General features: G+C 66.7%; 6 protein-coding genes. All 6 read left to right on the forward strand.

Going from position 1 to position 13,175, the window contains the following annotated elements:
• Nucleotides 1-113: 113 nt before the first annotated feature.
• The 6 genes from ahcY (at nt 114) to addA (ending at nt 13,169) form a co-directional block, all read left to right on the forward strand.
• The gene (gene ahcY / locus FJ979_RS19865; RefSeq protein WP_140583003.1) at nt 114-1,514 is read left to right on the forward strand and encodes an adenosylhomocysteinase; all 1,401 of its coding nucleotides are present in this window, start codon (nt 114-116) and stop codon (nt 1,512-1,514) included.
• Nucleotides 1,515-1,701: 187 nt separating this feature from the next.
• Nucleotides 1,702-4,257, forward strand: coding sequence for a PAS domain-containing sensor histidine kinase (locus FJ979_RS19870; protein ID WP_140583006.1), 2,556 nt, complete (start codon nt 1,702-1,704; stop codon nt 4,255-4,257).
• 8 nt (nt 4,258-4,265) lie between these two features.
• Nucleotides 4,266-5,777, forward strand: a complete 1,512-nt coding sequence (gene tsaE / locus FJ979_RS19875) for a tRNA (adenosine(37)-N6)-threonylcarbamoyltransferase complex ATPase subunit type 1 TsaE (protein WP_140583008.1) — start codon at nt 4,266-4,268, stop codon at nt 5,775-5,777.
• A complete protein-coding gene (locus FJ979_RS19880; protein ID WP_281406004.1) occupies nt 5,774-6,520 on the forward strand; it encodes a nucleotidyltransferase family protein in 747 nt (248 codons plus the stop codon). Before tsaE ends, FJ979_RS19880 begins: the two co-directional genes overlap by 4 nt.
• A complete protein-coding gene (addB, locus tag FJ979_RS19885) occupies nt 6,517-9,651 on the forward strand; it encodes a double-strand break repair protein AddB (protein WP_140583010.1) in 3,135 nt (1,044 codons plus the stop codon). Before FJ979_RS19880 ends, addB begins: the two co-directional genes overlap by 4 nt.
• Nucleotides 9,648-13,169, forward strand: coding sequence for a double-strand break repair helicase AddA (gene addA, locus FJ979_RS19890; protein ID WP_140583013.1), 3,522 nt, complete (start codon nt 9,648-9,650; stop codon nt 13,167-13,169). The genes addB and addA overlap by 4 nt, the downstream gene beginning before the upstream one ends.
• Nucleotides 13,170-13,175 lie beyond the last annotated feature (6 nt).

Consider the following 13,175-nt stretch of genomic DNA (forward strand, 5'->3'; position numbering starts at 1 on the left):
CTTGACGCCGATCTGCTAGTCAGGCGGGCAATTCGCGCCCTTCGACGCGCCTGCCGGCGCGGGCGCATCCGCAAACAATTCAATAGCGTAACAATTCGCATCGGAGCACTGCCATGACGGGTAGCAAGGACTATGTGGTCGCCGACATCTCGCTTGCCGGCTGGGGCCGCAAGGAAATCGAGATCGCCGAAACCGAAATGCCGGGCCTGATGGCCTGCCGCGAGGAATTCGGCTCCAAGAAGCCGCTCAAGGGCGCGCGCATCACCGGCTCGCTGCACATGACCATCCAGACCGCGGTGTTGATCGAGACGCTGAAGGCGCTCGGTGCCGATATACGCTGGGCTTCCTGCAACATCTTCTCGACCCAGGACCATGCGGCTGCTGCCATCGCCGAGGCCGGCATCCCGGTCTTCGCCGTCAAGGGCGAGACGCTTGAGCAGTACTGGGACTACACCGACAGGATTTTCCAGTGGGCCGACGGCGGCACCTCCAACATGATCCTCGATGATGGCGGCGACGCCACCATGTACATCCTGATCGGCGCGCGCGCCGAGGCCGGCGAGGACGTGCTGTCCAATCCGCACAGCGAGGAGGAGGAATATTTCTACGCCCAGGTCAAGAAGCGCATGAAGGCTTCGCCCGGCTTCTTCACCAAGCAGAAGGAAGCGATCCGCGGCGTCACCGAAGAGACGACCACCGGCGTCAACAGGCTCTACCAGCTGCAGAAGAAGGGCTTGCTGCCTTTCCCGGCCATCAATGTCAACGACTCCGTCACCAAGTCGAAATTCGACAATAAATATGGCTGTAAGGAATCGCTGGTCGACGGCATCCGCCGCGGCACCGACACCATGATGGCCGGCAAGGTCGCCGTCGTCTGCGGCTATGGCGACGTCGGCAAGGGCTCGTCCGCCTCGCTGAAGGGCGCCGGCGCCCGCGTCAAGGTCACCGAGGTCGATCCGATCTGCGCCCTGCAGGCGGCGATGGACGGCTTCGAGGTCATCACGCTCGAAGATGCCGCACCCACCGCCGACATCGTCATCACCACCACCGGCAACAAGGATGTCGTCACCCTCGACCACATGCGTTCGATGAAGGACATGGTGATCGTCGGCAACATCGGTCACTTCGACAACGAGATCCAGGTGGCATCGCTGCGCAACCTGAAATGGACCAACGTCAAGCCTCAGGTCGACATGATCACCTTCCCCGATGGCAAGCGCATGATCTTGCTGTCGGAAGGCCGCCTGCTCAACCTCGGCAACGCCACCGGCCATCCGAGCTTCGTCATGTCGGCGTCCTTCACCAACCAGGTGCTGGCGCAGATCGAGCTGTTCACCAAGGGCGAGCAGTACCAGAACCAGGTCTACGTGCTGCCCAAGCATCTCGACGAGAAGGTCGCGCGCCTGCATCTCGACAAGCTCGGCGCTCGCCTGACCGAACTGTCGGGCGAACAGGCAGCCTATATCGGCGTGACCCCGCAGGGTCCGTTCAAGCCGGAACACTACCGCTATTAACCAAAGCTGAATTTACTACCAGATATTGACGCCGGGCGATTGACTTTTCGCCCGGCTTTATTTTTGCGCCGAATGATTCTTCACGCCGATTCCAGCAGGCGCTATTGTTGTGATTCGCGGTCCGGGGACGAGGACCGGCGTACGCATCAGGGCGGTCTTGCATTCAGGCGGCGAAGAGGACCAAGACATGCCGGGGGATAACCCGCTTTACGCGGGACGGGCCGTTTCCGGCGGCCATGACGATTCGAGGACTACCGGCACCGCCACGCGAGGCGGGCGCCCTTCATGGCGCGCGCGCGCCGGACTGTTCCTTGCCGGCTCCGCACTAGGCTGGCCTTTGGCCGGCACGGTGGCCCACGCCCAGGCTGCTGGTGCGGAGGCCGCAAGCCTATCGGTGAGCACGGTCGAGGTCGTGCAGCTTGCCGTCTTTGTCGGAGTGATGGGAGCGGCATTCCTGTCGGCCATCGTTCTGATCCGGGAGAGAGCGCGCACCTCGGCCGAAAATGTCGAGCTCAGGAGCCGCATCGCGGACATCAACGCGGCGCTGCGCCGTTCGGAGGCGCTGCTCAACTTGCGCGACCAGCGTGTCGTCGTCTGGGCCTCGGAGAACAAGAAACCCGAGCTCATCGGCACGCTGCCGGTCGAAAGCGGCGCGCCCGAGGAGCGGGCCGCCTTCCTTGCCTTCGGCCGCTGGCTGATGCCGCGCTCGGCTGCGGCACTCGAGCATGCCGTCGCGGGGCTGCGCGAAAGAGCCGTGTCCTTCGACCTCGTCATCGAAACGCAGACCGGCGCTCCGCTGGAAGTGCATGGCCGCAAGAGCGCGGCGCATGTGCTGGTGCGGTTCGTTTCCCTTTCCGAGACGCAACGCAGCCAGGCCCGGCTGAAGATCGAAAACCAGCGGCTGGCCGCCGATCATGATACGATGATCGGCCTGCTCGAGGCGCTGAAGATGCCGGCATGGCTGCGCGGCGAGGACGGCCGCCTGAGATGGGTGAACCGGGCCTATGCCGAAGCGGTCGAGGCCGAAAGCGCGGAGATGGCCGTCCGCGACGCCAAGGAATTCCTCGGCGGCCAGGCGCGCGACGCGATCGCTGCCCAGCACAAGTCGCACCCGGTCTTCGAACAGACGCTTTCCACGGTGATCGAAGGCGACCGCCGCGTTTTCGCGGTGACCGATTTCGCCGGCGCCGACGGTTCGGCGGGACTTGCCTGCGACACCAGTGCCATCGAAACCATCCGCAGCGAATATGAGCGCACCGTGCGCAGCCACGCCGACACGCTCGACCAGCTCAACACGGCGGTCGCGATCTTCGACACCGACGAGAAGCTGCGCTTCTTCAACCAGGCTTTCCAGAAGCTCTGGGGCCTCGATGCAGGCTTCCTGCACAGCGCGCCCGATAACGCTTTGCTGCTGGATCGGCTGCGCAGCGAGGGCAAGATCGCCGAGCAGCCGGAGTGGCGTCGCTGGAAGGAAGGCCTGCTCGGCGCCTACCGCGCGGTGGAATCGCAGGAGCATTGGTGGCACCTGCCCGACGGCAAGACCATCCGCGTCGTCGCCAACCCGCAGCCCAAGGGCGGCGTCACCTGGGTGTTCGAGAACCTGACCGAGAAGATGGACCTCGAAAGCCGCTACCGCACCGCGGTGCGGGTCCAGGGCGAAACACTCGACAACCTCGCCGAAGGCGTGGCGGTGTTCGGTCCCGACGGCAGGCTGCGCCTGTCGAACCCGGCATTTGCTACTTTGTGGGGCCTGGACGCCGAAACCGCCCGGCCCAATGTCCATGTTTCCGCAATCCGTGAGCTTTGCGACCTGCAAGCGATCGACAGCCCGTGGGGCGGCTTCGTCGCCGCCATCACCGGCTTCGACGATGAGCGCCGCGACCGCCACGGTCAGACCGAGCTCAACAACGGCACCGTGCTGCGCTACGCCGTGATCCCCCTGCCCAACGGGCAGGTGATGATGACCTTCGTCGACGTTACCGACAGCGTCCGTGTCGAACGCGCGCTCAAGGACAAGAACGAGGCGCTGGAGAAATCCGACCAGCTCAAGAACGAATTCGTCCAGCACGTGTCCTACGAACTGCGCTCGCCGCTGACCAACATCATCGGCTTCACCGAACTGCTGTCGCTGCCGGCCACCGGTCCGCTGACGCAGAAGCAGCGCGAATATGTCGAGCATGTCGGCTCGTCGTCCTCGGTGCTTTTGACCATCGTCAACGACATACTCGACCTGGCCACGGTCGATGCCGGCATCATGCAGCTCGACATTTCCGAGGTCCATGTCGACCGCACGATCGCCGCCGCCGCCGAGCTGGTTGCCGACCGGCTGGAAGAGCATTCAATCAGGCTCGAGGTCGATGCCGCCGCGGCGCCGAAGACCTTCCACGGTGACGAAATCCGCATTCGCCAGATCCTCTACAACCTGCTCAGCAACGCCGCCAACTACGCGCCGGAGGCCAGCGCCATCCGGCTCGCCTGCCGTCAGTTGGCGGACGGGGTGGAATTCTCGGTCCATGACGATGGACCCGGCATGCCGCCCGACGTGCTTGACTCGGTGTTCCGCCGCTTCGAGCCGCGCGCCAATGGCGGCCGCCGGCGCGGCGCCGGGCTCGGACTGTCGATCGTCAAGAGCTTCGTCGAGCTGCATGGCGGCAGCGTCCGCATCGAAACCGGCAAGGACAAGGGCACGACCGTCATCTGCACCTTTCCCGACATGCCGGGCATCCGCGCCGCGGCCGAGTAGCGCACTCGATGGCCGCATTGATGCTCGAGCGTTTACTCGCCGACGAAACACAGACAGCGCGGCTGGGTGAGGATCTGGCGCTGGCGTTGCGCGCCGGCGACGTCCTGGCGCTGAAGGGCGATCTCGGCGCGGGCAAATCGACGCTGGCGCGGGCGCTGATCAGGGCCTTGGCCGACGATGCCGGTCTCGACGTGCCGAGTCCTACCTTCACCCTTGTGCAAAGCTACGATACGCGCATCCCGGTCCATCATTTCGACCTCTACCGCCTGTCCTCGGCAGCCGAGCTCGATGAACTGGGCTTCGACGAGGCGTTGGCGCAAGGCGCGGCCCTTGTCGAATGGCCGGAACGGGCCGAGGGTTATTTGCCTGGGACCGCCGTGTTGATCGAACTCGTCCAGCATGGCGATGGCCGATTGGCGAGACTGTCCGGGCAAGGCGCTGCCTACGATCGGGTGGCGCGGTCGCTCGCCATGCGTGATTTCCTCGAAGGCGCTGGATGGGGCGAGGCCAGCCGCCGCCATTTCATCGGCGATGCCTCTGCCCGCTCCTACGAAATTGTCTCGCTTCCAGGCCACGCCGCGAGGGTGCTGATGAACTCGCCGCGGCTGGTGCTAGGCCCGCCGGTGCGCGACGGCAAGCCCTATGGCGTCATCGCCCACACCGCCCAGTCGGTGTCAGCCTTCGCCGCCATCGACCGCGCGCTGCTCGCCGCCGGGGTCAGCGTTCCCGAAATCCATGCGCAGGATCTCGACCAGGGATTCCTGCTGCTCGAACATCTGGGCTCCGAAGGTTTCCTGGACGGGCATGGCAGGCCGGTCGCCGGGCGCTATGAGGCGGCGGCCGAACTGCTCGCCATGATGCATGGCAAGACCTGGCCCCACCGGATGGAGGCCGCGCCCGGCGTGTTTCACGATGTGCCGCCCTTCGACCGCGACGCCATGCTGATCGAGGCGGACCTGCTGGTCGATTGGTACGTGCCGATGCTGACGGGCGCTCCGGCGGGCGATGCCTTGCGCGTCGGCTACCACAAGGAGTGGAACGCGGTTCTCGACCGGCTCGCTGACAGCCAATACACGCTGATGCTGCGTGACTTTCATTCGCCGAACATCATCTGGCGCGCTGAGCGCTCCGGCCATGACCGGCTCGGTATCGTCGATATCCAGGACGCGTTGATCGGCCCCGCCGCTTACGACGTCGCCTCGCTGGCCATGGACGCGCGCGTCACCATCCCGCCAGGCATCGAGAAACGCACGCTCGATGCCTATGTCGCCGCCCGCCACGCGGCCGGCCCATTTGACGAGGCGGCATTCATCGAGGCCTATGCGATCATGGCGGCGCAGCGCAATTCCAAGATCCTCGGCATCTTCGTCCGGCTCGAAAAACGCGACGGCAAGCCCTATTATCTGAAGCACTTGCCGCGTATCCGCGACTATCTGCGCCGGGCGCTGTCTCATCCTGCCTTGGCCGGCCTTCGCGAGTTCTATACCGCTCACGGTCTGCTGGAGGAGCAAACGCCGTGACATCGATACCGGACGCAGCGATCGTGCCCAAAACTGCGATAGTGCTTGCCGCAGGGCTCGGCAAGCGCATGCGGCCGATCACCGACACGATCCCCAAGCCGCTGGTCAGGATCGCCGGCAAGACGCTGCTCGACTGGGGCCTCGACAGTCTCGCCGCGGCCGGCATCGGCAAGGCCGTCGTCAACGTGCACTATCTTCCCGAACAGATCGTCGCCCATCTCGGCGCGCGCCATGCTCCGCGGATCGTCATTTCGGACGAGAGCGAGCGGTTGCTCGATTCCGCCGGCGGCATCGTCAAGGCGCTGCCGGAGCTCGGCCAACAGCCCTTCTACATCCTCAACGCCGACACCTTCTGGATCGACCAAGGAACGCTCAATCTCAACCGTCTCGCCCTTGCATGGGATGCCGCGAAAATGGATATTCTGCTGATGCTGGCGGATCTCCATCAGGCGACCGGACACTGCGGCAGCACCGACTTCCTGGTGGCGCCGGACGGCACCCTGCGGCGTTCCAAAGGCGATCCGGCGGGCCTGATCTATGCCGGGGCGGCGATCGTCCATCCGCGCATCTTCAAGGGTGCCTTGCCGGAACCTCATTCGCTTAACACCTACTTCGACAAGGCGATCGCCGCCGGCCGGCTGTTCGGCATGCCGATGCATGGCCATTGGATCACCGTCGGCACGCCTGACGCCATTGCGAGCGCGGAAGCGGCGGTCGCCGACGCGCTAGCCGAGTCGCAATGAGCGGCCCGGGCCGCGTTTTCTCCATTCCCCCCGGTGCGCCGTTTCTGCCGACGCTTGCCGAGGCGCTGCTGGCCGGGCGTCTTGTTCCGGGCTTTCGCTTCGATGGCGACCCGCTCGCCTTGGCCGATGTCACCATCTATGTGCCGACGCGGCGCGCCGCGCGCGCCTTGCGCGGCGTCTTCGTCGACAGCCTGTCGGCGAGGGGCGGCGGCGGTTCGGCGATTCTGCCGGTCATCCGGCCGCTCGGCGAGTTCGATGAGGACGAGGCCGCGTTCGAGACGGAAGCGTCGGCCGCCATCGACCTCGCGCCGCCGATCGCGGCAACCGAACGCCTGTTGCTGCTGGCGCCGCTGGTGCGTGCCTGGAAACGCCGGCTGCCGGCGCATGTGGCGGCGCTTTTCGACGAGGAGATCGTCATTCCGGCCTCCGCCGCCGGTGCGATCTGGCTGGCGCGCGATCTCGCCCGGCTTATGGATGAGATCGAGACGGAAGGCACGGACTGGACGCGGCTCGCCGATCTGGTGAGCGGCAATCTCGCGGGATGGTGGCAGGTCACGCTCGATTTCCTCGGCATCGTCACCGAAGCCTGGCCGAAATTCCTTGGGGAACGGAACCTCTCCAACCCGGCCGCGCATCGCAGCGCCCTGATCCGGCTGGAAGCGGCGCGGCTGCGGCGCAATCCGCCCGCCGGGCCGGTTATCGCCGCCGGTTCCACCGGCTCCATCCCCGCCACGGCAGAGCTGCTGGCCGCAATCGCCCGCTTGGCGGGAGGAGCCATCGTGCTGCCAGGCCTCGACCGGACGATGGATGAGCCGTCTTTCCAGGCCATCACGGCGCCGGGCGCACGTCCGGCCGTGCTCGGCCATCCGCAATACGGCCTCGCCAAGCTGATCGGCACCATCGGTGTGCTGCGCGGCGATGTCGAGGAGATCGGCGCGGCCGGACATGAACTCGCGCTTCGCGCCGCCCTCGTCGGCGAAGCGCTGCGGCCGGCCGAGACCACCGAATTGTGGGCCGAGACGCGCAGCGGCTTTTCCCCCTCCGACATCGAGCAGGCGTTCTCCGGCGTGAGCCTGCTGGAAGCGGCCAGCGAACGCGATGAAGCCGTGGCGATCGCCGTTGCGCTCAAGCGCGCCGTCGAGCAGCCTGGCCAAAGGGCGGCTCTCGTTACCGGCGACCGGGCGCTGGCGCGCCGCGTCTCGGTCGAACTCGCCCGCTTCGGCGTCGTCGCCGACGATTCCGGCGGTGTGCCGCTTTCCAACACGCCCGCCGCCGGCCTGCTTGGGCTGGCGTTGCAGGCGGTGTTCCGCCCCGGTGACCCCGTCGGCCTGCTGTCGTTGCTCAAGCATCCCCTGCTTGCCCTTGGCCTGGACCGGACGAGCGTTCGCCATGCGGCGGAACTGATCGAGCTGGTGGCGCTGCGCGGCGGCACCGGCCGCCCCGACATCGCGTCGCTGCCGGACCTGTTCGAAGCCCGCTTGGTTGACCTCGGCGCCGACAGCAGGCGGCCTTTCTGGTTTGCCCGGCTGACCGTGCGCGCCATCGAAGGCGCGCGGAATTTGCTTGGACGTCTCAACGAAGCGCTGGCGCCGCTTGCCGCCTTTCGCGGCCAGGCCGACGCCGGTCTTGTGGCGCTGGTCGAGGCCAGCGTCGTGGTGCTGGAAAATCTAGGCCGTGCGGCCGATGGCGGGCTTGGCGCACTCTATGCCGGCGATGCCGGAGAGAAACTGGCCGACCTGTTGCGTGGACTGGTCGCGGCGTCCGTGCCGCTGTCGTTTGCCGCCGACGAATGGCCAGATGTCATGGCGGCGCTGATCGCGCCCGAGACGGTCAAGCCGGCGCAAGGCACAGACAGGAACGTTGCCATCTGGGGGGCGCTGGAAGCCCGCTTGCAGAATGTCGACACGTTGGTCATCGGCGGCATGAACGAAGGCGTGTGGCCGCGCAAACCCGAAAGCGACCGCTTCATGTCGCGGCTGATGAAGACCGGCATCGACCTGGAGCCGCCCGAACGGCGCATTGGGCTTGCCGCGCATGATTTCCAGATGGCCATGGGGGCGGCGAAGGTGGTGCTGTCGCGCTCCGCACGCGCCGGTGACGCGCCCGCCGTGCCCTCGCGCTGGCTGCAGCGCATTCTCACTTATATCGGCAAGGACCAGGCAGCCAGGCTTGCCGAACGCGGCGACGAGCTCATCGCCTGGGCGCGCGCGCTCGATACCGGCCCGCGGCGGGATTTCGCGCCGCGCCCGCAGCCGAAGCCGCCGGTCGCGCTGCGTCCAACCCATTTCTCGGTCACCGAGATCGAGACGCTGCGTCGCGATCCCTACGCCATCTATGCCAGGCGCATCCTCGGCCTGCTGCCGCTCGACCCGGTCATCCGCGACCCGGGTGCGGCCGAGCGCGGCACGCTGTTCCACGCCATCCTGCATCTGTTCTCGGGCAGCGTGGCCGATCCGCGTGCTCCCGATGCGCTGGCCGGCCTGCTCGCCGCCGGCCGAACCTGCTTCGCCGAGGCAGCACTTCCCGCCGATGTCGAGGCGGTCTGGTGGCCGCGTTTCGAAAAGCTCGCCGCCAGCATCATCGAATGGGAACGCGGCCGCGCTGGGGCCGTGGCCCGGCGCCACGCCGAGGCGCGAGCGGCCAAGACCGTGGTCGGCCAATCCGGGATCACCCTGTCGGGCTATGCCGACCGGGTCGATCTTCTCCATGGCGGCATGGCCGACATATTGGACTACAAGACCGGCTCCTCGCCTTCCAAGGCGCAGGCGCACACGCTGCTGTCGCCGCAACTGGCCCTGGAGGGCGCGTTGCTCAGGCGCGGCGCTTTCCAGGAACTCGGCGCGCGCGAGCCCTCGCAATTGGCTTTTGTCAGGCTGAAGCCGAATGGCGAGGTTTTCGAGGAATCGATCCTCGAATACAACCGGCAGCCACGCACCGCCACGGACCTCGCCGAGGAGGCCTGGGCGCGGCTGGAGAAATTGCTCATCCACTATGCCGATCCGGCGGCCGGCTACCTGTCGCGGGCACTGCCGTTCCGCGAAGGCGAGACCGACGGCAACTACGACCATCTCGCCCGCGTGCTCGAATGGTCGGCGGGCGGCGATGCGGATGACGAGGCAGGGGAGGCATGAAGAAAGCCTATCCCATCCCCGGCGAAACCGCCTCCAGGCAGGCCAGCGCCTCGGATCCGAGGAATTCCGCCTGGGTGTCGGCCAATGCCGGGTCCGGCAAGACCCATGTGCTGGCCCAGCGCGTCATCCGCCTCCTGCTTCGCGGCACCGATCCGTCGAAGATACTGTGCCTGACCTATACGCGTGCCGCCGCCGCCAACATGTCGAACCGGGTGTTCTCGACCCTGTCGGAATGGACCGCGCTCGGCGATGCCGAACTGGCGGTGAGGGTCGAGGCGCTCGATGGCCGCCGGCCCGACCGCGAAACCATGCGCCGCGCCCGCCGCCTGTTTGCCGAGGCGCTGGAAACGCCCGGCGGCCTGAAGATCCAGACCATTCATGCCTTCTGCGAATCGGTGCTGCACCAGTTCCCGCTGGAAGCCAACATCCCCGCGCATTTCGAGATGCTCGACCCGCAGATGGAGGCATCGTTGTTCGCCGCCGCGCGCCGTGAAATGATTTCGGGCAGCGCGGCGGATCGGCCGGACCTCGCCGAAGCTTTCGCCGCCGTGCTCGAGCGCGGTGGCGAGGCCGGGCTCGACGCTTTGCTGGGTGAGATCGTCCGCAAGCGCGACGAACTGGGCGCCTTCATCGGTGAAATCGATCGAGGCGGCCCGAACTTCCAGACGCTGTTCGACGAATTCCAATTCCGCCCCGGCCAGACCGCCGAAGGCATAGCGACCGCCATCTGGCCGCTGCCCGGCTTCCTGCCGGATTATTTTGCCGGCTTCGCCCAGGCGGCGGAGGCCGCCGACGCCAGGACGGTGCTCAACAACATCTTGCCTCATGCGCGCCTGGCTTTCGCGGAAACCGACCCCGTGCGCCGCCTGCAGCTGCTTTCGCGGGCTTTCCTGAAGGCCGACGGCGACGTCTACGATCCAGCCAATGCATTCAAAAAGGCGCTGCTCGACCGGCTGCCGGACCTGGCGGAGCGCTATCTCTCGGCGACCACCGCAATCGTCGAGACGGTCGACCGGCTCGCCCTGTTCCGAATGCTGGAGGGCACGCGCGCCGCGCTGACGCTGGCCGACTGGCTGGTCGCCCGCTACGAGCAGTTGAAGCGTGGCCGCGGGTTCCTCGACTTCAACGACCTGATCACCCGCACCGTCAGTCTCCTGGCCAGGCCCGATGCCGGCCCGTGGGTGCAATACAAGCTCGACCAGGGCATCGACCACATCCTGCTCGACGAGGCGCAGGACACCAGCCCCGACCAGTGGGAGGTGGTGAAGCGGCTGGCCGAGGAATTCTTCGCCGGCATCGGCGCCCGCGACACCGCGCATCGGACGATCTTCGCTGTCGGTGACGAAAAACAGTCGATCTATTCCTTCCAGGGAGCGGCGCCGGATTCCTTCGCCGACAGCAGGCTCCTGTTCGCAAGCAAGGTGCGCGACGCCGATGCGCCCTTCGCCGATCTGAAGCTCACCTGGTCGTTCCGCTCGACCGACGATGTTCTGGCCGCTGTCGACCGTGTCTTCGCCGATCCGGTCGTGCGGCGCGGCATCAGCCATGACCCCGACCCGCTGAGCCACAAGGCGATACGCACCGATGCACCGGGCTATGTCGAGGTCTGGCCATCCATCGGCGCCGATGTCGTCGACGAGCCGGACGACTGGACCCAGGCAGTCGACCATGCCCGCGCGCCGGCGGTTCGGGTTGCCGAAAACGTCGCCGCCACCATTGCCGGCTGGATCGGCAATGGCGAGGTCATCGAAGGCCGCGGCAAGAGGCTGCGCCCTGGCGACGTGCTGGTGCTGGTGCGCAAGCGCGATCGCTTCGTTCATGCACTGACGCGTGCCCTGAAACGTCGTGACATCCCGGTCGCCGGCGCGGACCGGTTGAGCCTGCCCGGCCACATCGCGGTCAAGGACCTGATCGCGCTCGGCCATTTCCTGATCCAGCCGCAGGACGATCTGTCGCTCGCCGCCGTGCTGCGGAGCCCGATCTTCGATCTCTCGGAAGAGATGCTTTTCACACTGGCCGCGCAAAGACCATCCGGCCTGTCGCTGGCCGAGTCCCTGCGCCAGCATGCCAGCCAAAGCGAAGCGCTCGCGGCGGTCGCCGCTCAACTCGACATCTGGGCCAACGAGGCCGTCTTCAAGCCGGTGTTCGAATTCTATGCCGGCCTGCTGGCACGCGGTGGCGTGCGCCGCAAGATGGTTGCGCGGCTCGGGCCGGAAGCCGGGGACATTCTCGACGAATTCCTGAGTTTCTGCCTTGCCGAGGAGCGGACCGGCTTGCCCGGGCTGGAAGCCTTCCTGTCGACGCTGGAGAGCGCCGGCCCAGAAATCAAGCGCGAGATGGACCAGACCCGCGACGAGGTCCGCGTCATGACCGTGCATGCAGCCAAGGGGCTCGAGGCGCCTGTCGTCTTCCTGGTCGATGGCGGTTCGGCTCCGTTCAGCGATCAGCACCTGCCGCGCCTGATGCCGTTCGAGGGTTCCGGGCTGAACTGGAGCGGCAAGGGCTTTCTCTGGCGTTCGGCCAGCGACGTCGCCAACGCCATTTCGAAGGCTGCCGCGGCAAGGGCGCGCGATCTCGCCGATGACGAGTATCGGCGGCTGCTCTATGTCGGCATGACCCGGGCCGAGGACAGGCTGATCGTCTGCGGTTATCACGGCAAGCGCGCGCCGAACACCGGCACCTGGCATTCGCTCGTCAGCCGTGCCCTGGTCGGGGCGCCGGAGAGTGCCGAGTATCCGCATCCGGCCGGCGGCGGCGTCTCAGTGCATCGCTTCCAGGTGACCGGATTGCCGCCGTTTGCACCGGTCGCCGAGAGCGAAGCCAGGCAGACGCGGGACTTCGGGCCGCCGCCCGAAATCTTGTTCAAGCCGCTGCCGCCATACGAGGACCTGCCGCGCCCGCTGTCGCCATCCGGAGCCTCCGCCCTGATCGACGAGGGCAAGGAAAGCGTCATCGACACCGGCTCGCCAGTGCTGGATGGCGACGCCGAACCCGGCTTCGCCGTCATGCGAGGCCTGGCGCTGCACAAACTGCTGCAGATGCTGCCCGGCGTGGCGCAAAACGAACGCCAGGGCGCAGCCGAACGCTATCTCGCCCGCGCCGGCGCGCAATGGCCGGCCGGCGAGTGCGAAAAGGCGGTCGCCTCGGTTATGGCGATCCTTGCCGATCCGCGTTTCGCGCCGCTTTTCGGACCCTCTTCGCGCGCCGAAGTGGCGGTCATGGGCAGCCTCGACGTCAAGGGCACGAAACGCTCGATTTCCGGCAAGATCGACAGGGTGGCGGTGACGCCGGACCGCGTATCCATCATCGATTACAAGACCAATCGGCCGGCGCCCGCCTCGCTGGGCGAGGTTCCGCCCGCCTATCTGCTGCAGCTCGCGCTCTATCGCGCCTTGCTGCGGCCGCTCTATCCCGGCCGCGAAGTCACGGCGGCCTTGCTGTTCACGGAGGCGCCGCGGCTGATCGAACTGCCGGCTCGGGCCATGGATGACGCTCTTGCCCGACTCACGCGAGCGTGACACAAG

It is taken from the genome of Mesorhizobium sp. B1-1-6, assembly GCF_006443035.1.
GTDB lineage: Bacteria > Pseudomonadota > Alphaproteobacteria > Rhizobiales > Rhizobiaceae > Mesorhizobium.